Below are 20,800 nucleotides of genomic sequence, written 5' to 3' on the forward strand. Positions count from 1 at the left end.
GAAAGTGTAAGTGAGTACAATGAGTTAATCTTACGTCACGCCGTCTGGAGCGGTCACGGCGTGGATGCCATGGTCGAGCCATGGCATGACGAAGGAGGAAAGGTTCCCCCTTCATCACCCCTCATGCCGTCGGCGGATGGTGGCCGGGCGGCCGGGGAGGGTGAGGCGAGTGGTGTTGCGGGGGCGCTCGGCCACGACCTTGCCTTTGGAGATGACCGCCAGCCGGTCCGGCCGCAGGCGCAGGGCTTCCACCGGGTTGCCTGCATCCAGCACCACCAGCGACGCCTTGCAGCCGGGCGCAAGGCCATAGCCTTCCAGATTGAGGATCTTCGCGTTGTCTTCCGTCACCATGCGGAAGCAGCGGGCCATCTCTGCCGGGTGGGTCATCTGCGCCACATGCAGGCCCATGAAGGCCACGTCCAGCATGTCGGCCGTGCCGAGAGAATACCACGGATCAAGCACGCAATCCTGACCCCAGCCTACGGTGATGCCGTGGGCCTGCATCTCCTTCACCCGCGTCAGGCCGCGCCGCTTGGGGTAGGTGTCGTGGCGGCCCTGCAGGGTGATGTTGATCAGCGGGTTGGGAATGGCCGCCATGCCGCTTTCCGCGATCAGCGGCAGCAGTTTGGAGACGTAGTAATTGTCCATGGAATGCATGGAGGTGAGATGGCTTCCGGCCGCCCGCCCGCCAAGGCCATGGCGCGTCACTTCGGCGGCCAGCGTTTCCACGTGGCGGCTCATCGGATCGTCGGTTTCGTCACAGTGCAGGTCCAGCATCAGCCCGCGTTCGGCGGCGATGCGGGCGAGATCCTTTACCGACGCCATACCGTCTTCCATGGTGCGCTCGAAATGCGGGATGCCGCCGACCACATCGACGCCCATGTCCAGCGCCCGCAGCACATTTTCGCGGCCCGTCTTCGTGCGGTAGAGCCCGTCCTGCGGGAAGGCAACGAGCTGCAGGTCGAGATAAGGCGAGACGATGCGCTTGACCTCCAGCATGGCTTCCACGCCGCGCAGGTGGTCCGGTGTCGTGTCCACATGGGTGCGGATGGCAAGAAGGCCCATGGAAACGGCCCAGTCGCAATAGGTGAGGGCGCGGGAGACCATGTCCTCGACGCTGGCGATCTCGCGCAGTTCGCCCCACAGCGAGATGCCCTCCAGCAGCGTGCCGGAAGCATTCACCCGGGGCAGGCCGTAGGACAGCGTTGCATCCATGTGGAAATGCGGGTCAACGAAGGGCGGGGAGACGAGATCGCCCGTGGCGTCGATCACGCGGGCCGCATTGGCAAAAGCTGCGTCATCGAGATGGCCCACTTCGGCGATGCGCTCGCCCGTGATGGCGATGTCGGCAATGGTGCCATCGGGCAGGGTGCCGCCCTTGATGATGAGGTCGAACATCAGCGTTCCCCCTTGTTGAAGGGCTGCATCAGCGCGGCTGGCACTTCGGCCCGCCGGGACATGAGGATGAGCGCCAGAATGGACAGGATGAAGGGCAGCATCAGGAACACCTGATAGGGCACGATGGCGCCGAAGCCCGTTTGTTGCAGGCGCACCTGCAGCGCATCGAAGGCGGCAAAGAGAATGGCGCCCAGCACCGCCTTGCCCGGCTTCCACGCGCCGAAGACGACGAGGGCGATGCAGATCCAGCCGCGCCCGTTGATCATCTCGAAGAAGAAGGACGAGAAGGCCGAGAGCGTCAGGAACGAGCCGCCGACTGCCATCAGGCCCGAGCCGAAGATGACTGCGCCCATGCGCAGGGCCGTGACCGAAAGCCCCTGAGCCTCCACGGCAGCAGGGTTCTCGCCCGCAGCGCGCACCGCAAGGCCGAGCGGCGTGCGGTAGAGCACGAGTGCGATGATCAGCGCCGTCAGGAAGGCGGCATAGGTGAGGGCGGTCTGGCTGAACAGCGCCTCGCCCACCAGCGGCAGGCTGGACAGGCCCGGAATGGGCAGCGGCTGGAAAGGGGTAATCTTTGGCGGACTTGTGACTTCCGGCAGCAGCAGGCGGTAGGCGAAATAGCTGGAGGACGTGGCCAGCATGGTGACGCCAAGGCCCACCACATGCTGCGACAGGCCGAAGGGCACGGTCAGCACCGCATGGATGAAGCCGAAGGCCATGCCGGCCAGCATGGCCGCCGCAACGCCCCACCACAGCGGCGCGCCCATGTAGACGGCCACCCAGCCGGTGAAGGCGCCGATGACCATGATGCCTTCGATGCCGAGGTTGAGGACGCCCGCCCGCTCGCAGATGAGTTCGCCCATGGTGGCGAAGATCAGGGGCGAGGCGATGCGGATGGCTGCAGCCCAGAGGCTGGCGGAGAGCAGGATGTCCAGAAGCTCGTTCATCCGCGCCTCACCCGGTAGCGTGTCAGAAGGATGGCCAGCACCATGAAGAGCAGCGCGATGGCCAGCAGCATGTCGGCGATGTAGGACGGCACGCTGGCGGCGCGGCTCATGCTGTTGGCGCCAACGAATATGCCCGCCACGAAGATGGCCGAAGGCACGACGGCGAGCGGGTGCAGCAGGGCCAGCATGGCAACGACGATGCCCGTGTAGCCGAAGTTGGCCGACAGATCGAGGCTGAGGTGGCCCTTGAGGCCGGAGACCTCGCTGAAACCGGCCATGGCGGCAAGCCCGCCGGAGAGCAGCGCGGTCTTCACCAGCACCATGTTGACCGGAATGCCGGCAAAGCGTGCGGCCTTCTGGTTGAGGCCGGTGGCGCGGATCTCGTAGCCAAGGGTGGTGCGGGTCTGGATGACCCAGACCGCAACGGCGGACATCAGCGCCAGCGCAAAGCCCCAGTGCAGGCGCAGGCCGTCGATGATGCGCGGCAGGCGGGCATCCTTGGCCAGCGCCGCCGACTTCGGCCAGCCCATGCCCGCCGGATCCTTCATCGGGCCTTCCAGCAGGTAGGAGACGAAGAGCAGCATGATGAAGTTGACGAGCAAGGTCGTCACCACTTCATCGACGCCGAAGCGGGTTTTCAGCAGCACCGGCGGCAGCAGCATGGCGGCACCTGCCAGCATCGCAGCACCGGCCATGAGCGCCAGCAGCGGCAGTTGCGGCAGGCCGGTGACATGGGCGCCAATCAGCGCCGCAACGATAGCCCCGGCATAAAGCTGGGCTTCGGCACCAATGTTCCACAGCCGCGCCCGGAAGGCGACGGCAACGGCAAGGCCGGTGAAGATGAGCGGCGTTGCCCGGTTGAGGGTTTCCAGCAGAGCGAACTTGCTGCCTGCGGCGCCCTTGACGATGAGCCCCAGCGTCTGGAACGGGTCTGCCCCGGCAATCAGCGCCAGCAGCGATCCCGCCACCACGGTGAGCCCCAGCGCAAGGGCCGGAAGCCCCGCACGGCGCAGCAGGCTGGGGTTGGCGACCGGCTCAAGCCGCATGATCAAATCCTTGTCCGGTCATCCAGAGACCAAGCTGTTCCGTGGTGAGGCTGCCGCGGGCAAAACCCGGCGAAAGGCGGCCCTCGTAGACCACGTGAATGACATCCGAAAGCCGCTGCACCTCGTCCAGATCTTCCGAGATCAGCAGCACGGCTGCCCCTGCATCGCGGGCGGCGATCAAGCGCGAATGCACGAAGGTGATGGCGCCGATATCGAGCCCGCGCACCGGCTGGTTGGCGAGGATCACATGCGGGCCCGGCTCCAGCACGCGGCCGAGGATCAGCTTCTGCATGTTGCCGCCGGACAGCAGGCGGATGCGGGTGTCCGGCCCCGGGCAGCGGATGTCATAGGTGTCGATGATGTGCTGCGTGAAATATTCGGCGGCCGCCCGGTTCATCCATCCGGCGCGGGAGAAGGGGCGCTGGTGGTAGGTTTCCAGAATGGCGTTCTCGGTCAGGCTGAAATCGGCGATGGTGCCGGTCTTGTGCCGGTCTTCCGGAATGCGGGCGATGCCGGCGCGTACGGCCGCTTCCGGTGTCCAGCGCAGAGGCACGGTGCCTTCCACGTGAATATGGCCCTGATCCGGACTGGCGAGCCCGGCGACGAGATCAGAGAGCGCAGCCTGGCCATTGCCGGATACCCCGGCCAGCCCGGTGATCTGGCCGGCCTTCAGCTCCAGCGTCACCCGCTTGAGGCCCGGCGCGCCCTCCCGGTCGGGCGTCGACACATTGCGCAGGGCGAAGATGGTGCGGCCCGGCTTGGCGGTGGAGGGCGCCAGTTCCGGCACATCGCCGCCGACCATCAGCGCGGCCAGCTCACGGGCGGAGGTTGCGGAGGTGCCGCGTTCGGCCACCACCTTGCCATGGCGCAGCACCACGCAGCGGTCCGCCACCGCCATCACCTCATGCAGCTTGTGGCTGATGAAGACGATGGACAGGCCGATCGCCACGGCGCGCTTCAGCGTCGCAAACAGGGCATCGGTTTCCTGCGGTGTCAGGACGGCGGTGGGCTCATCGAGAATGAGAATGCGGGCATTGCGGTAGAGCGCCTTCAGGATCTCCACCCGCTGCTTTTCACCCACCGACAGGCTTGAGACGCGGGCATCCGGATCGACCTTGAGGCCGAAGTCCTCGGAAAGGGCGCGGATGCGCTGGCGGGCGGCACCAAGGCCGAGCGACAGGCGGAACAAAGGCACCGTGCCCAGCACGATGTTTTCCGCAACGCTCAGGTGCTCGGCCAGTGTGAAGTGCTGATGCACCATGCCGACGCCAGCAGCGAGCGCGGCGCGCGGGCGGCCCGGCGGCAGCTCCTTGCCGAAAACTTCAACTATTCCCTCATCGGCGGTGTAATGGCCGAAGAGGATGTTCATCAGCGTGGTCTTGCCAGCACCGTTTTCCCCGAGCAGGGCGACAATCTCGCCCCGGTTCAGGGTCAGACTGATGCTGTCATTGGCGGTGAGGGCCCCAAAGCGCTTGGTGATGCCGTTGAGGCGCAGGACGGTCTCCTGCGCCTCCTTGTCAGAGATACTCACGAGGACTTGGGCTCGTCGTCATTGATGGTGACGGTGAAGCTGCCGTCCTTGATCGCAGCTTCCCGGGCCGTGACCAGATCCATCGCTGCGGCAGGAACCTTGCCCTCGAAGGTGCCGAGCGGGGCGAGCGAGCAGCCGCCTTCCTTCATGAAGGAATAGACGCCGTAGTCCTCCGCCTTGAAGCTGCCTGCGGCAACGGCCTCGATGGCCTTGTTCAGCGTCGGCTCGAAGTGCCACAGGGCTGAGGCCACCACGGTTTCCGGATAATCGGACTGGGTGTCGATGACGTTGCCGATAGCCAGCACGCCGCGCTCCTTGGCCGCATCCGATACGCCGAAACGCTCCGCATAGAGCAGGTCGGCGCCGCCGTCGATCATGGCGAAGGCGGTTTCCTTGGCCTTCGGGGGATCAAACCAGGAGCCGATGAAGCTGACCTGGAAGGTGGCATCCGGGCGGGTTTCCTTCACGCCGGCCATGAAGGCATTCATCAGGCGGTTGACTTCCGGAATGGGGAAGCCGCCGACCATGCCGATCTTGCCGGACTTGGTCATGGCACCGGCGATGATGCCGGAGAGATAAGACGCGTCCTGGATGTAGTTGTCGAAGACGGACAGGTTGGCAAGGCTTTCTTCCGGCTTGAAGGACGAGCCCATCAGGAAGGCGGTTTCCGGATAGTCGGCGGCCACTTCACGGGCTTCCTGCTCCACGCCGAAGATCTCGCCGACGATCAGCTGCACGCCGCCCTCGGCATATTCGCGCATGACGCGCGGATAGTCGGTGTTGCTGGTGTTTTCCGAGAATGTGTACTCGATGAGCCCTGCCTTCTTCGCTGCTTCCGCAGCGATATGAATGCGGCTCACCCACTGCTGCTCGACGGGAACCGTGTAGATCCCGGCAACCTTGAGAGGTGTTTGCGCAAAGGCAATCCGGGGCAGCAATGCGCTGCCTGCAAAGGCTGCGCCTGCGCCAAGAAGAAGGCCGCGGCGGCTGACGTCAAAACTGGATCTGCTCTTCATCTGGAGTTCCTTCTGTCGCTGTCCCTGCTTTTTGACCGGATGGTAAGGCGTTCAAAACTGTGCCTGCAAGATGAATATCGAGGCATGCCGTTTTGTACGTCACTTTCTTTTTGTCCTGCCGTTTTTCGTGAGCCGGATCATTATGCCAGCTTCGTAAGCGCCCTGCTGAAATTGCAGGCTATTGCCGTGCTTATGCCCTGCATAATCGGCCTCGCCAACAAAACTCAAGGCCCCGGAGGAATCCAGTTGGGGTTAGCAGGGCTGCAATCCGGTCTTTGCGAAAGTGCCCCCGCGAACAATGGTGCTGGCAGCTTATGCCCAGTCTTTGGATGCTGACGTGTCACGGCTTGAAATTGCCCGGACGCCGCCGCGGGAGCGGATGAGCGCTATGCGATGTTTGCCATCCTGAGAATCAGGCCGGCCGCTGCGCAGCCGGCGAGAACCGTCACCGGGCCGAGCCTGAAGTGGAACACCGCAACAAGTGCGGCCAGCACCAGCGCCGCGGCAGGCAGGTTCAGCGTGGACCAGACGGGCACATCGATATTGAGACCGAAGGATGTGATTACCCGGACCTTGTCGAAAACAACATGCAGACCGAACCAGACAGCAAGATTCAAGATCACACCCACGACGGCGGCCGTGATTGCGGTCAGGGCCGCTGTCAGCACCTTGTTGCCGCGCAAGCGTTCGATGAAGGGGGCACCGAGGAAGATCCAGAGGAAGCAGGGCGTGAACGTCACCCAGGTTGTCAGGAGGCCACCCAGCGTTCCCGCCATCAGCGGCGGCAACCCGCTTATATCGCGGAAAGCTCCCATGAAACCCACGAACTGCGTGACCATGATCAGCGGGCCTGGCGTGGTCTCTGCCATGCCGAGCCCGTCCAGCATCTCACCGGGGGCGAGCCAGCCGTAGTTCTGCACTGCCTCCTGCGCGACATAGGCAAGGACCGCATAAGCGCCGCCGAAGGTCACCACGGCCATGACGCTGAAGAAACCCGCGATCTGTGAGAATACGTTGGCTGGACCGAACACGGCGAACAGCAGGGCGACTGGCACCAGCCAGAGCGCGAGGAACACTGCCGAGATGCGAAACGCCCAGCCTCGGTTGATCTGCGTGTGATCGGGTGACTCTTCGCCAAGCAGGGTTTCGGCGTCTGGAACCTGCACCTTGCCCACCTTCCCGTGTCCGCCTCCGTCCCGGAACGCGGGAATCCCCGCACGGGCCCCAAAGAACCCGGCGAGACCAGAGATCAGGATGATCAACGGGAATGGCACGGCGAAACCGAAGATGGCCAGGAAGGAGGCCGCGGCAATGGCGGCCATTGCGCCGTTTTTCAGGGCGCGCGAGCCGATGCGGATGACCGCCTGCACTACGATGGCCAGTACTGCGGCCTTGAGCCCGAAGAACAGCGCTTCGACTGGTCCGGCATTGCCATAAAGAGCATAGATCCAGCTGAGTGTCATGATCGCCACCACGCCGGGCAGAACGAACAGGACACCTGCGATGATGCCGCCCAGCGTGCGGTGCATGAGCCAGCCGATATAGACGGCCAGCTGCATAGCCTCGGGGCCGGGCAGCAGCATGCAGTAGTTGAGCGCATGGAGGAACCGCTTCTCGCCCAGCCAGCGCTGCTCTTCGACGAGGATCTGGTGCATGAGCGCGATCTGTCCGGCGGGACCGCCGAAGCTCAGGAGGCCGATGCGGGCCCAGATGAGGGTGGCCGCAGCCAGTGTGGGATATGTTCGGTTCTGCATCATTCGGCCTTCGGCTTGTTCGTGGGCCAGTTGTGGGTCTCGCCGGTTGCGTCCCGCGCCCAGCGGTAAAAGGCGTCATAGAGCAGCATTCCAGCTTCCAGTTGTTCCAGATCGTCGGAATACATCCGCGACAGGCCGAGCGAGGCCGCCAGCAGGCCAGCGGCTTCAGGAGCAAGGTCGAGGCGGGCGGTATCCGCGCCGCGCACGATGGTTGCCAGGTGGTCGAGGGCGGGAATGCTCAGGCCGAACTCGGCCAGAATCACGTCAAAGGTGCAAAGGTCTCCCCTGTGGCTCCAGAACACACCTTCGATGTCGAAGGGGGCGGCGTTGTAGTGCTCGGCTACGCCCTGCACCTCGGCGGGGGCCACGAACAGGATGATCGCATGGGGATCGAGAAAACGCCGGATCAGCCAGGGACACGCGATGCGGTCAATCTTGGGGCGCGAGCGCGTGACCCAGACGGTGCGGCCCTGTGCATCACGTGCGGGCAGCTTCGCCGGGTCGACGAGCGGCAGCCCGGCAGAACGCCAGGCATCGAACCCGCCCTCAAGATATTCCGAGGAGCATTTTTCGGCGCGCAGCCATGCCGCCGTCCCCTGGCTGCGCCGGTGACCGGCCTGACATATGGCGACGGATGGCTGCCCGCCGAGCCGCGGCGCGAGTGCAGCCAGCGCCTGATCGTTGATCCGGGTGGCTCCGGGGAGCAGCCGCGGATCGGCAGCGAAATCCTCCTCGGACCGCACATCGAGCAAGAGCGGTGCTCGAGGGGTTCCGATGAGGCGGGTGAGTTTGTCAAACGAAATGGCATTGGGCGCAGGCATGTGCGTTCCTCCGTCGCCGGGGTTGTACTGGAACGCGATCTTCGGCTGGCGCCTCGTGGGGAGCTCGCAATCCCCATGGTTTTAGATACGAAGGACCGGGCCGCCACGTCAAGAACCCGATATGCGCCGACACCTGCATCCGCTGCTCCGGTCCATCCATGATCGCGTTTTGGCTCGGGCGCGAATCTGTGGAAACGGCCCAGATCCATTTCCCAGCGGCCCCCCGCTCTTTTCGAAGCCCGCTGGCATAAGACGCATGAGTCCACCACCGGCAGAGGCTTTTCCGCCTCGAAAAACGGGCATGGCGCTGTGCCAAAAAAACTCTTGAACCTCTAGCCGCTAGAGGTGCTAGCCCATGAGTCATGACCTGAAATGCCCGTTCGTTGGGCAAGGAGATGACCATGAGCAAGCATGAGGCGGCTTCTGTCTTTGAGTGGACCGTGACGGGCATGGACTGCGGGTCCTGCGCGGGCAAGATCAAGGGCGCGGTGGAGCGCCTGCCGGGGGTGAGCGCCGTCGAGGTGGCGCTGATGAGCGAGCGGCTGCGCCTGCAACTGGATGAAAGCCAGACAAGGCGGCAGACGGTGGAGAAGGCCGTCAGTGCCCTTGGCTTCGGCATCAGCCCCCGCGCCGGACAGGAGCAAGGCCAATCCGGCAAGGCCGCTGGCTGCTGCGGGCATGAGCATCACGGCCATGACCATGATGATGGCCATGGACATGGACACCATCACGATCATGCCCATGGAGATGCACATAGCCACAGTCACGGTCACGAAGACGAGAAGCCGCTGGCCGATGGCAGCCGCCGGGCGTGGCATCAGACGGGCAAGGGGCGGCTGGTCATCCTGACCGGCGGGCTGCTGGCTCTGGCCTGGGCCGCGCATTTCGTGTTGCCGCCGCAGGTTGGGGCCTGGGTCTTCACCGTGGCCTGCGTCATCGGCGTTGCGCCCGTCGCCCGGCGTGCCTTTGCCGCGCTGGCGGCCGGAATGCCCTTCACCATCGAGATGCTGATGACCATCGCCGCCGCCGGTGCGCTGGCGATCGGGGCGGCGGAAGAGGCGGCGCTGGTGGTGTTTCTCTTTGCCGTGGGCGAGGTGCTGGAAGGCGTTGCCGCCAACCGGGCGCGCGATGGCATCCGGGCTCTGGCACGGCTGGTGCCGAAAACCGCGCTTCTGGAAACGGACAGCGGAACGCGGCAGGTGGCGGCGGAAAGCCTTGCGCCGGGGCAGGTGGTGCTGGTGCGGCCGGGAGATCGCATTCCTGCCGATGGCGTCATCCGCTCGGGCATTTCCGGCATCGATGAAAGCCCGGTGACGGGGGAAAGCGTGCCGGTGACCAAGGGCGCGGGGGCGGAGGTCTTTGCCGGTTCCATCAACACCGAAGCCGCCCTCAGCGTTCAAGTGACCCGGGCGGCGGCGGACAACACCATTGCCCGGATCATCAAGCTGGTGGAGGAGGCGGAAAGCGCCCGTGCCCCCACCGAGCGCTTCATCGACCGGTTCAGCCGCTACTACATGCCTTTCATCGTGCTGCTGGCGGCCACGGTCGCTGTTGTGCCGCCGCTCGGGTTTGGCGGGGAGTGGAACACCTGGATCTACCGGGCCCTGTCGCTGCTCCTGATCGGTTGCCCCTGTGCGCTGGTCATTTCGGTGCCGGCCTCCATTGCCTCGTCCCTGTCTGCGGGCGCCCGCCGTGGCCTCCTCATGAAGGGCGGTGCCGTGATCGAAGCCATCGCGCAGGTGAAGACGGTCACCTTCGACAAGACCGGCACGCTGACGGCTGGCCGCCCGCAGGTGGTGGACGTGGTTCCTTTTGGCGGGTTTGACGTGCTGGAGGTGACCTCTGCCGCAGCCTCCGTCGAGGCCGGGTCGTCGCATCCGCTGGCGAAAGCCATCCTCACCCGCGCGCAGGAGACCGGCGCGGCCGTTCTCCCTTCATCCGGGGCGCGGGCCATGGCCGGGCGCGGTGTCGAGGCGCTGGTCGCAGGAGAGTTACTGCAGGTGATCTCTCCGCGCCATGCCAGCGAAACCGGCCTGCTGCCGCAAGAGGCGGCGGCGCAGGCGGAACGGCTGGAAGGCGAAGGCAAGACGGTTGTCTGCGTCATCCGGGCCGGAAACCTCGCCGGACTTGTGGCCTTGCGCGATGAACCGCGGGAGGACGCCCGCGAGGCGATCGGCCAGCTGGAACGGCTGGGGGTTGGTGCCGTCATGCTGACGGGGGACAATGCCCGCACGGCGGCGGCGATTGCCACCGGCCTTGGCCTCACGCAGCGCGCGGAGCTGATGCCGGAGGACAAGGTGCGTGAAGTGCGTGCGCTGGCGGCTTCCGGCGGGGTGATGATGGTGGGCGACGGCATCAACGATGCGCCCGCCCTTGCGCAGGCTTCGGTGGGTGTCGCCATGGGCTCGGGCACGGATGTGGCGCTGGAAACGGCCCATGCTGCGGTCCTGCGCGACAGGGTGACCGATGTGCCCGCCCTCATCCGCCTTGCCCGCAAGGCGATGGGCAACATTCACCAGAACATCACCATCGCGCTGGGCCTGAAGGCGGTGTTTCTCGTCACCAGCATTCTCGGCATCACCGGCCTGTGGCTGGCGATCATGGCGGATACGGGAGCAACAGTGCTGGTGACGCTCAATGCGCTGAGGCTGCTGGCCTATGATCCGGCGAAGGAGGTTTGATCAAGGCTGCTGAAGCACAACCGGCAGGCCTGTGCCTGCCGGCCGTGAGACGGAAAATCCGGTCATCCTGCAAGGCTGCGCCATTCCGGGGAAACATGCCTTGCTGCTGGTATCACTTCCACTGCTGGGCGGTTGTTGCCTGGCAACCGTAAGGCGGCAGCTGGTTGCCGAAATTCACTTTCAGCTGGTTGCAGCCCCACTGGTTGACCGGAGCGGGCATGTAGCTGTTCAGCGTGATTCCGATTTCGTCATAGAGGCTGTCCGTATTGGTGACATACTGATGCCAGCGGAAGCCAAGGTATCCGCCGATGACGGCAAGGCCAATGGTTAGAGTGAGCAAAAATTTGACAAGTTTCACGAATTGATTTCCTCAAGATTTATCCTAATGGGCGGCGGACCCTAAATTTCTGTGCGTGATTCTTCAAGCGCATGGATAAGCTTCCTCGTCCGAGGAATGATCTGAGAGAGAGCTTATGCCAAATCCTGATGACTCTGACGCGTCGGGATCTGGTCAAGCCCGTCCGGCGTTTGAGCCTTTTCAAGGCGTGATGCGTCAGCTTCGCAAGACTTGGTATTGTGAGTCCGGGTGCCGCCGGTCTGTAAATTCTGGCCTTCAGGACACTGCAGCAAGGGATAATGCTGCCCGCCAGCAGCTGCAGGCATTGCTTGCAAGGCAGGGGCAAGCCCGGTTAGGTAGGCGGGTGTTGTGTGAAGGTGGCGGCTGCGCCGCTTTCCGGTCATCGGGATGAGATTCATGAATTTAAAGCTGGCATCCACCCTCGCTGGTGCTGCAATGATTTTTTCCGCCGGTCTGGCCACCGCCCAGACAGCAGGCGGCCTGCCGTCGGGCGCTTCCTCCGTCAAGGAGACCTTCGACGACTGGACTGTGACCTGCCTGTCAGGTGAAGGCGGCAAGCGCTGCGCCATCTCGCAGCAGCAGCAGGATCAGCAGACCCGCCAGATGGTGCTGCTGGCCGAGTTCGCTCCGGCCGCTGATGGCACCGTCAACGGCACGCTGGTTCTGCCTTTCGGCCTCAACCTTGATGGCGGCGTCAAGCTGACCGTCGATGACCAGGAAAAGGGCACCGACGCCCGTTTCCAGACCTGCATGCCGGTCGGCTGTGTGGTGCCGCTGACCCTCAACAAGGATACGGTTGCCGCCATCCGCAAGGGCAACATCCTGAAGCTGGGCGTTCAGGCCGTTGCCGGCAATGCGCTGAACCTGCAGGTCTCGCTGAAGGGCTTCTCCGCCGCGCTGGACCGTTCGGCCGCGCTGCTGAAGTAAGATTTCCTTCAATGAGAAAGCCGGGCTGCGGTGCTCCGCAGCCCGGCTTTTTGTCTTGTGTGTTGGTATCAGGATGCGGCCAGTTTCTGCCTTGCCTTGATCTGCAGGAACACCACCGGCAGCAGCAGGACAATGCCCGCCGCCATCGTCTCAAGGCCCGGCGAGATGAACAGCAGCGACACGATACCCGTCCACCAGCGCTCCAGCTTGCGCATCGGGGCGATGAAATAGCCGGAGAAGGCCACGCCGAGGCAGGCGATGCCGAGGGCCGCGCCCGTCAGCGTGATGGCAAAGGCGGACCAGGTGAAGTCCGCATTCACCAGCAGCAGCGACGGCGAATAGACGAAGACAAACGGCACCAGCGCCTTGGCGATGCCGAGGCGGAAGGCGGTGTTGCCCGTCTGGAACGGGTTGGACCCGGCTATGCCCGCCGCCGCGTAGGCCGCAAGCGCTACCGGCGGCGTGATGTCGGCCAGAACCCCGTAGTAGAACACGAAGAAATGGGCGACCAGCGGTTCCACCTGCTGCACGGCAAGGGCAGGGGCGGCCACAGCGACCAGAATGATGTAGGTGGCGGTGGTCGGGATGCCGGCGCCCATGATGATGCAGGCGATGGCGATCAGGATCAGTGAGACAAACAGGGTCCACTGGCCTGCGGTGAACAGCGACAGCGGCCACAGGGAACCCAGGGTTGCCCCAATGTCGCCAGCGGTCTGGACGATGACATAGCCGATGCGGAAACCGACGCCGGTCAGCGTCACCACACCCACGACGATGCCTACGGTGGCTGCCGCTGCGCCCACGGCAAGCGTGTTGCGGGCACCGGCTGCCAGTGCGTTGTAGAGATCCTTCAGGTTCAGCCGGTCGGTGGGGTTCAGCACGCCGACGACGACACAGGCGATGATGCCATAGACGGCGGCATAATCGGGCGTGCGGCCGGAGAGGATCAGATAGACCAGAATGACCAGCGGGATGACCGACAGCCAGTGCTGCTTCAGCACGATGCCGAGCTTCGGCAGTTCGTCCCTGGTGAGGCCGCGCAGGCCGAGGCGCTTGGCCTCCAGATGCACCATGATGAGAATGCCGAAATAATGCAGCAATGCCGGGAACAGGGCTGCGGCCAGCACATCGCGCAGGGGGATCTGCAGATATTCCACCATGATGAAGGCGGCAGCGCCCAGAATGGGCGGGGTGATCTGCCCGCCGGTGGAGGCGGTGGCTTCCACGGCGGCGGCAAAACGGGCCGGATAGCCGACACGTTTCATGGCCGGGATCGTCAGGGCGCCGGTGGTCACCGTGTTGGCGATGGAGGAGCCGGAAATGGTGCCCATGAAGGCGGAGGAGAAGATGGCGACCTTTGCCGGGCCGCCGGAATAGCGCCCGGCCAGCACCATGGCGACGTCGATGAAGAGCTGGCCGAGGCCGATGCGGGTGGCCAGCACGCCGAAGACGATGAACAGGAACACGTATTTCGCCATCACGCCGATGGCGATGCCGTAAATGCCCTGATTGGTCATGTAGAGGTGGTTGATGAGGCCCAGCCAGGAGGTGCCGCCATGTTTCAGCGCACCGGGCATCCAGGGGCCGAACAGGGCAAAGCCCATGAACAGCAGCGCGATGATGGGCAGCGTCGGGCCGACAGAGCGGCGTGTCGCCTCCAGCGTCAGCAGCACCAGTGCCGAGCCGAAGAAGACGTCCTGCGTGGACGGATTGCCGACACGCATCGCCAGCGTCTGGGCCGATTGCAGCGGTAGGTACATGGCGGCGGCCACGCCCAGGAGCGCCAGAGCGATATCGAGGATCGCCACGCCCTCGATCCGGTACCAGGCTTTTGGCGGCAGCTGGTCGTTCATGCTGCGCCGCCAGGAGAACATCAGGAAGACGAGCGACAGGACGAAGGAGATATGGATTGCCCGGTGCATCAGTTCCGGGATGAGGGCAAAGCCGGCAGCATAGAAATGATATACCGACATGGCCACGAGGATGGCAGTGATCAGGTGGCCGATGCGTGGCCCGGTCGGGCGGAAGGCCGTTTCGGGATCGTATTTGCGCTCGATCTCGGCCAGTTGTTCGGCCGTCAGCGCGGGAGCCGGGGACGTGGTCATCGTGTGTCCTGTAACACCAGCGCGCAATGGGCCTGACACGTTCCGATCTGCCCAAGCCCTTGCGGCAAATGAAGAATATCAAGGTGACGTGGTAAGGGCTGAACCCCAGCGACAATAGCAATCGGCCCGGAAACGGGTGTTCCGGGCCGTGCTGTGCCGGGTCAGGCTTACTTCAGGAGGCCGGCTTCGCGGTAGAACTTCTCGGCGCCCGGATGCAGCGGGATGCCGATGCCGTCGAGAGCGGATTCCTTGGTGATCGACTTGCCCTTGGCGTGGCCGGTGTCCAGCAGCTTGCGGGTGTTGTCGTTCCACAGCGCCTTGGTGATCTCGTAGACCAGGTCTTCGCTTTCGTCCGAGCTGGTGATCCACTGGGCGCCAACGGCCACCGTCGTGGTTGCCGGAACGCCTTCATAGACGCCTTCCGGCACGTCGGAGCTGGCGAAGAAGGCATGTGCGCCGGTCAGGCTGGCTGCCGTCTCGCCGTCGATCGGCACGAGCTTGATCTTGGCGGCAGAAGCCAGTTCCACGATGGCGCCGGTCGGGTAGCCGCCGACGAAGAAGAAGGCGTCGATCTGGCCGTTGCGCAGGGCGTCGCTGGCAGCATCCGGCTTCAGGGCTTCGGCGGTAACGTCCGCAACGCCAAGGCCGGCCGCTTCGAGGATCAGGTTGGCATCCACATAGGTGCCGGAGCCCGGCTCATCCAGCGAGACGCGCTTGCCCTTGAGGTCGGCGACGGAATTGATGCCGCTGTCAGCCAGAGCCACCAGATGGATATGCTCGGGGAAGAGGGCGGCGATGGCCCGCAGCTTTTCAGCCGGGGGCTGGCCCTGCATGGTGCCGGTGCCGGTGTAGGCCCAGTAGGCAACGTCCGACTGGGCAAAGCCCGAATTGCGCAGGCCCGAGGAGATGGCGTTCAGGTTGTCAACCGAACCGCGCGAGGACACGGCCGAAGCAATCAGGCCCGGCACGCCGCAACTGCCGCCTTCCTCGCAGGGACGCGAGCCGGGAGGATTGGAGATGGCATTGGCGATGACGCCGCCCACCGGATAATAGGTGGCGGCCGTGCCGCCCGTGCCGATGGTGAAGAACTTGATATCCTGCGCCGCGGCGGGCGCCATGAGGCTGGCCGTCACTGCGGCGGTGGTAAAGGCGCTCTTGAAATAGGCGAACATGTAGTCCCGTTCCTCTCTGCTGTTCTCAGCTTGTTTTCTTTCCGGTCCCTGTTTCCTGGCTGCTCATGTCAGCGTTCCGTGGGAAAGAAACAGGGCGTGCTAGGGGGCTGACGCGGGAGAGCCGGGCGGCTGCCCGGAATCGCATCATGAAAAAAACTCTATCAGGTTTGAACAGAACTGCACCGGCAAATCTGCCGGTGCTCCGTTATCCGAGAGGGCCCTGCTTGCCTGCCTCAGGCCGCTCTTCCCTTCAGGCGGGCGGCAAGGTTGTGGATGTGGCTGGCGCCGATGCCGCAGCAGCCGCCGACGAGTGTGGCGCCGGCGTCGACCCAGTCGCAGGCAAAGCCGGTGTAGCGGTCGCCGGTCAGGTCGGCGCGGGTGCCGTGCAGGGCCTCGTTGGCGGCGCCGTCATCGGTGTTGCTTTCAAAGGCATTGGCATAGACGCCGAGGTCCAGCTTCACGCCCTTTGCGGCGAAGACGGCTGAGGCGGCCTTGATGGCGCTGGCCATGATTTCCGGTTTGGCACAGTTGAACAGAAGCGCTGCCGCGCCCGAGCCTGCGGCCCATTCGGCGGCTTCCGTCACTGTTTCCCCGCCGCGCAGCTTCGGATTGGCGATGGCCGCTTCCGTGTCTGCATCTTCCAGCGTGAAGGACACCCAGAAGGGGCGGTTGGTGTCCCCGGTGGCGATGCGCACGGCTTCGCCCTCGGCAATGAGGCTCAGGGTCTCGCCCAGCCACACATCTGCATAGGACTCAAGTTCCTCGACGAGGACGGAGAGATAGTCCTGCACGCGGGCGGGATCGAAATTCTGCGGCTCGTAGGAGCCGAAGATGGGCGGCAGGCCGCCGGCGACCATCACGCTGCGTGTGGTTTCCGCGTCTGCTGCTTCCCGGGCAAGGCGGCCGGAAAGGGCGATCAGGGCACGGCCTTCCCTGGCAAAACGTTCTTCGCCGATGTGATAGGGCACAAGCGCGTAGCTGTTGGTGGTGATGACATCGGCGCCCGCAGCGATGAACTCCTCATGCACCTGCCGCACGATGTTGGGCGTGTCGATGAGGGCAAGGGCCGACCATTCCGGCTGCTTCAGCTCGGCGCCGAGCCGCACCAGTTCGCGGCTCATGCCGCCGTCGAGGATACGGATGTTGCTGGCCATGAAATGCTCCTTCGCGGGTTCGGGGGCTGCAGGGCTGCACCGTCAGCGGCGCACGGGCACCTGCGCCTCCACGTGCTTGAAAATGCGGGTGAGGATGATGGTCAGGCCCACATAGAAGAGCGTGACCACGATCAGCGGTTCATAGACGAGCAGCGTATCCTGCCGCACCTTGTAGGCAACCGCGTAGAGATCCATCACCGTGACGGTGAAGGCGAGCGGGGTGGCCTTGAGCTGCAGCACGATTTCGCCGGTGATGCTGGGCAGGGCCGTGCGGATGGCGCGCGGCAGCCAGATTCGCCGCAACAGCAGGAAGGGTGTCATGCCGAAGGCGCGTCCGGCTTCCAGCTCGCCCTTGGGCACGCTCAGCAGCGCGCCGCGCAGGATCTCGGCCTGATAGGCGGCATGATTGAGCGTGAAGCTGACGGCGGCGAAGAAGAAGCCTTCGCGCAGGATGGGCCAGAGGAAACTGCTGCGCAGGCCCGGTACCATCGGCAGCAGCGAGCCGACGCCATAATAGAGCAGCCACAGCTGGATCAGCAGCGGCGTGCCCCGGAAGAAGCCGCAATAACCGCGCGCCAGCAGCCGCAGCCACAAGGGGCCGGACACCTGCGCCAGCGCCAGGCCAATGGCGAGGACGAAGCCGATGCTGACGGAAATGCCGAGCAGGGCAACCGTCTGCCAGGCGCCGGACAGAAGCAGAGGAGTGTATTTGGCCAGCCAGGAGAAATCCATCTGCCCCTCCTATGCCCGGCCGTGGGCCGGCTGGCCCCGGCGCGCGCGCCGCTCCAGCAGGTTGAACACACGGGTGGAGACAAGGCTGATGATCAGATAGAGCACCGCCGCCGCCGCGAAGAACAGGAAATATTGCTTGGTGTTGCCCGCCGCGATCCGCGTCGCCAGTGCCAGCTCCTGATAGCCGACAACGGCAATGAGGGCGCTGTCCTTGGTGACGGACATCCACAGATTGGCAAGGCCCGGCATGGCATTGGGGATCATCGCCGGCAGGATGATGCGGCGGAAGCGCAAGGAAGGCCGCATGCCGAAGGCGGCCCCCGCCTCGATCTGGCCGATGGGCACGGCAACAATGGCACCGCGGAACACCTCCGTCATATAGGCGCCCTGCACGATGCCGAGCACGGCGACGGCTGCCACAAAGCCGTTCACCTCGATGGTGGGCAGGCCGATGGCAGTGAGCAGCCGGTTCAGGCCGTCGGTGCCGGCATAATACAGGCCGATGATCAGGATGAGTTCGGGAATGGCGCGGATGGCGGTGGTGTAGCCATCGAGCAGGGCCGAGGTCACGTGCCCGCCCTTGAGCTTGCCCCAGGCCCCTAGCAGACCCAGCACCATGCCGGTGAGGTAAGCGCCGAGCGAAATGGCGATCGTCGACGCAGCCCCGGCCAGCAGCACACCGCCCCAGCCGGGAGGCGAGGGTGCCAGAAGCTCAAGATAGGTCAGGTTCGCCATGCTGCCTCTGAAAGAGTACGGGACGGGGCAGTTTTAAACCGCCCGGACCGGGATTGGAGTTTGCTTGATCAAGAGCCAGCGGCCATCCGCCTGATCCTGCTCGCAACAAACAGGGCTTCTTTGTTCACGAAACGGCTGCAGGAGAGAGCCCGCAGTGATGGCGCCGAGTGGCTCGGGGCCTGTCCGCCCCCCTCCTCCTCGTGGGGAGGGGTAAGGGGTGGGGGGCTCTGAGCCTGAAGCCTGAAAGACGGGTGTTTTCCGGGCGGAGCATCAGGATGGACCGTTATCCGGGATCATTCGTTTCTCTGCCAATTGGAGGGGCCTCCCCCCACCCCTAACCCCTCCCCACCAGGGGGAGGGGGGCTGAAAAGCTGTGCCAGAGCAACCAGATCGCTCCTTTACCCTAGTTCAGATCACTCGCCGTAAGGGTCGAACGTGAAGTACTTGTCCGAGATTTCCTTGTATTTGCCGCTGGCGCGGACGGCGGCGATGGCGGCATTCAGCTTGGCCTGAAGTTCCGTGTCGTCCTGACGCAGGCCGCCGCCGATGCCGGAGCCCAGCACGGCCGGGTCATCGGCCACGTTGCCCTTGTCCTCGCAGCAGCTTTCGCCGTAGCTGGACTTCAGGAACTCTTCCAGCGGCATGGCATCACCAAACACATAGTCGATGCGCCCGGCGGCGAGGTCCTGGAAGGCCTCATCCAGGGTAGCGTAGGTCTTTTCCGAGGCCTTGTCCTTGAAATACTTGGCGTAATAGTCGGACTGGATGGTCGAGACCTGAATGCCGATGATCTTGCCGGCGACGTCATCGGGGCCTGCGCCCATGATGCCGTCCTTGGCGCCGATCAGCTTGCTGGGCGTGTTGTAGTACTTGTCCGTGAAGGCAATGGTCTTCTTGCGCTCTTCGGTGATGGACATGGAGGACCAGATCACGTCGATCTTCTTGGCCTGCAGGCCGGGGATCAGTCCGTCCCAGGCGATGTCGACGATGGAGCACTGCTCCTTCATTTCCTCGCAGACGGCATCCATCAGGTCGATTTCCCAGCCCACCCACTTGCCGGAGGCATCCTTGGTGAAGAAGGGCGGATAGGGCTCGTTCATCACGCCGAAGCGCAGTTCGGCGGAGGCAGAGACGGAGCTTGCCGCAAGCGCGGCGCCGGTGAGGAGAATGGACAGGAGCTTCTTCATGGAGTTTCCCCGTTTATGCTGGTGATTGGTTTTCAGTGTCTCAATGAGGCGGTGAATTCGCGGCAGCGGACGCTTTCCGGGGCGCCGAACACCTTCTCCGGCGTGCCTTCCTCTTCCACGCGGCCCTGATGCAGGAACATGACGTGGCTGGAGACATCGCGCGCAAAGCTCATCTCATGGGTGACGAGCACCATGGTGCGCCCTTCGGCGGCCAGATCGCGGATGACCTTCAGCACCTCGCCGACAAGCTCCGGATCGAGCGCTGAGGTCGGCTCGTCAAAGAGCATCACCGAAGGCTCCATGCACAGGGCGCGGGCGATGGCGGCGCGCTGCTGCTGGCCCCCCGACAGAAAGGCCGGATAGGCATCGCGCTTGTCATGAAGGCCGACCTTGGCCAGCAGCCCCTCGGCCCGCTCCACGGCCTCGCGCCGGTTCTGGCCCAGCACATGCACCGGCGCTTCGATGACATTTTCCAGAACCGTCATGTGCGCCCAGAGATTGAAGTTCTGGAACACCATGGAAAGCCCGGTGCGCAGGCGCTCGATCTGGCGCCAGTTGGCCGGATGCAGGCGGCCATGGCGGTCCGGCTTCAGCGCCACTTCCTCGCCATTGACGACGAAGCGGCCCCGGTCGGGCTGTTCCAGAAAATTGAGGCAACGCAGGAAGGTGCTCTTGCCCGCTCCCGATGAGCCGATGAGGGAGATCACGTCGCCCTTGCGGGCGGTCATCGAAATGCCTTTCAGCACTTCGTTGGGGCCATAGCTCTTGTGGACGTCCTCCACCTCAAGGGCAAAGGCGGGCTCATGCGTCATGGGCAGCCGTTCCGCGTTGTTTCAACCGCCTGTTAGCCCGGTTTTGCCAGCTTGCCAATTGGCATGCGGACGTTTGGGAAAGATATTTCCTTTGGGCGGTTCAAGGCAGAGGTGCTGTTTTGTTGAAGGCCGTGCCGGGAGAGAGTGGCTTCTTGTCCAGGGAGGGCGGATTCACTCCTCGTCTGCGGACAGCCGAATATGCGGACAGCAACCCGCAGTGATGCATCTGTTGGGTAGCAGGGTGCTTCCGCTCCCCTCCCCCTCGTGGGGAGGGGTAAGGGGTGGGGGGGCTCTGAGCCTGCAAGGGATTGAAAAGCCAAACTTTTCCTGAAACGGCCCAAGAAGAGTAACTGTCTGGAATCAATGAAGACTCTGCCAGCCGGAAAGGCCTTTCCCCCCACCCCTAACCCCTCCCCACGAGGGG

General features: G+C 64.2%; 17 protein-coding genes. 2 read left to right on the plus strand and 15 right to left on the minus strand.

The features are described 5' to 3' along the window. Positions 1 to 114: 114 nt before the first annotated feature. From AC0CMF_RS23185 to AC0CMF_RS23215, 7 genes are all read right to left on the minus strand, one after another. Entirely contained in the window at positions 115 to 1,401 is a 1,287-nt protein-coding gene (locus tag AC0CMF_RS23185; RefSeq protein WP_374631313.1) for an amidohydrolase family protein, read from the minus strand. After that, positions 1,398 to 2,345 carry an ABC transporter permease gene (locus AC0CMF_RS23190; RefSeq protein ID WP_186391280.1) on the minus strand — a complete coding sequence of 316 codons (948 nt, stop codon included), beginning with the start codon at positions 2,343 to 2,345 and terminating at the stop codon, positions 1,398 to 1,400. Before AC0CMF_RS23190 ends, AC0CMF_RS23185 begins: the two co-directional genes overlap by 4 nt. Next, complete coding sequence (locus AC0CMF_RS23195; protein WP_374631307.1) at positions 2,342 to 3,391, minus strand: ABC transporter permease; 1,050 nt, start codon at positions 3,389 to 3,391, stop codon at positions 2,342 to 2,344. Before AC0CMF_RS23195 ends, AC0CMF_RS23190 begins: the two co-directional genes overlap by 4 nt. Next, positions 3,381 to 4,922 (minus strand): ABC transporter ATP-binding protein, encoded by a 1,542-nt coding sequence (locus AC0CMF_RS23200; protein ID WP_374631305.1) that lies wholly within the window; start codon positions 4,920 to 4,922, stop codon positions 3,381 to 3,383. The genes AC0CMF_RS23195 and AC0CMF_RS23200 overlap by 11 nt, the downstream gene beginning before the upstream one ends. Continuing rightward, positions 4,919 to 5,938 (minus strand): BMP family protein, encoded by a 1,020-nt coding sequence (locus AC0CMF_RS23205; RefSeq protein WP_374631304.1) that lies wholly within the window; start codon positions 5,936 to 5,938, stop codon positions 4,919 to 4,921. Before AC0CMF_RS23205 ends, AC0CMF_RS23200 begins: the two co-directional genes overlap by 4 nt. A gap of 386 nt (positions 5,939 to 6,324) precedes the next feature. Further along, the gene (chrA, locus tag AC0CMF_RS23210; protein ID WP_374631311.1) at positions 6,325 to 7,692 is read right to left on the minus strand and encodes a chromate efflux transporter; all 1,368 of its coding nucleotides are present in this window, start codon (positions 7,690 to 7,692) and stop codon (positions 6,325 to 6,327) included. Further along, a complete protein-coding gene (locus AC0CMF_RS23215; protein ID WP_094463327.1) occupies positions 7,692 to 8,513 on the minus strand; it encodes a chromate resistance protein ChrB domain-containing protein in 822 nt (273 codons plus the stop codon). The genes chrA and AC0CMF_RS23215 overlap by 1 nt, the downstream gene beginning before the upstream one ends. Positions 8,514 to 8,908: 395 nt before the next feature. Between AC0CMF_RS23215 and AC0CMF_RS23220 the strand changes: the two genes are divergently transcribed. Then, positions 8,909 to 11,194, plus strand: a complete 2,286-nt coding sequence (locus AC0CMF_RS23220; RefSeq protein WP_472482481.1) for a heavy metal translocating P-type ATPase — start codon at positions 8,909 to 8,911, stop codon at positions 11,192 to 11,194. Between the two features lie 112 nt (positions 11,195 to 11,306). On the opposite strand, the gene AC0CMF_RS23225 is transcribed toward AC0CMF_RS23220, so the two are convergent. After that, the gene (locus AC0CMF_RS23225; protein ID WP_472482482.1) at positions 11,307 to 11,552 is read right to left on the minus strand and encodes a hypothetical protein; all 246 of its coding nucleotides are present in this window, start codon (positions 11,550 to 11,552) and stop codon (positions 11,307 to 11,309) included. A gap of 396 nt (positions 11,553 to 11,948) precedes the next feature. Between AC0CMF_RS23225 and AC0CMF_RS23230 the strand changes: the two genes are divergently transcribed. Continuing rightward, complete coding sequence (locus AC0CMF_RS23230) at positions 11,949 to 12,479, plus strand: invasion associated locus B family protein (RefSeq protein ID WP_157757128.1); 531 nt, start codon at positions 11,949 to 11,951, stop codon at positions 12,477 to 12,479. A 68-nt stretch (positions 12,480 to 12,547) separates the two neighbouring features. Here the strand turns inward: AC0CMF_RS23230 and AC0CMF_RS23235 are convergent, their stop codons facing one another. From AC0CMF_RS23235 to AC0CMF_RS23265, 7 genes are all read right to left on the minus strand, one after another. Next, positions 12,548 to 14,584, minus strand: a complete 2,037-nt coding sequence (locus AC0CMF_RS23235) for a TRAP transporter permease (protein WP_058899120.1) — start codon at positions 14,582 to 14,584, stop codon at positions 12,548 to 12,550. A 167-nt stretch (positions 14,585 to 14,751) separates the two neighbouring features. Next, entirely contained in the window at positions 14,752 to 15,756 is a 1,005-nt protein-coding gene (locus tag AC0CMF_RS23240) for a TAXI family TRAP transporter solute-binding subunit (protein WP_058899121.1), read from the minus strand. Positions 15,757 to 15,989: 233 nt separating this feature from the next. Then, positions 15,990 to 16,910 carry a homocysteine S-methyltransferase family protein gene (locus AC0CMF_RS23245; RefSeq protein WP_058899122.1) on the minus strand — a complete coding sequence of 307 codons (921 nt, stop codon included), beginning with the start codon at positions 16,908 to 16,910 and terminating at the stop codon, positions 15,990 to 15,992. A gap of 42 nt (positions 16,911 to 16,952) precedes the next feature. After that, positions 16,953 to 17,642 (minus strand): ABC transporter permease, encoded by a 690-nt coding sequence (locus tag AC0CMF_RS23250; protein WP_058899123.1) that lies wholly within the window; start codon positions 17,640 to 17,642, stop codon positions 16,953 to 16,955. Between the two features lie 9 nt (positions 17,643 to 17,651). Then, positions 17,652 to 18,377, minus strand: a complete 726-nt coding sequence (locus AC0CMF_RS23255) for an ABC transporter permease (protein WP_374631300.1) — start codon at positions 18,375 to 18,377, stop codon at positions 17,652 to 17,654. A 413-nt stretch (positions 18,378 to 18,790) separates the two neighbouring features. Beyond that, positions 18,791 to 19,564 (minus strand): transporter substrate-binding domain-containing protein, encoded by a 774-nt coding sequence (locus AC0CMF_RS23260; protein WP_050474830.1) that lies wholly within the window; start codon positions 19,562 to 19,564, stop codon positions 18,791 to 18,793. 32 nt (positions 19,565 to 19,596) lie between these two features. Further along, positions 19,597 to 20,376, minus strand: a complete 780-nt coding sequence (locus AC0CMF_RS23265) for an ABC transporter ATP-binding protein (RefSeq protein ID WP_050474831.1) — start codon at positions 20,374 to 20,376, stop codon at positions 19,597 to 19,599. Between the last annotated feature and the right edge of the window lie 424 nt (positions 20,377 to 20,800).

It is taken from the genome of Pannonibacter sp. CBAS1226 (assembly GCF_055685825.1).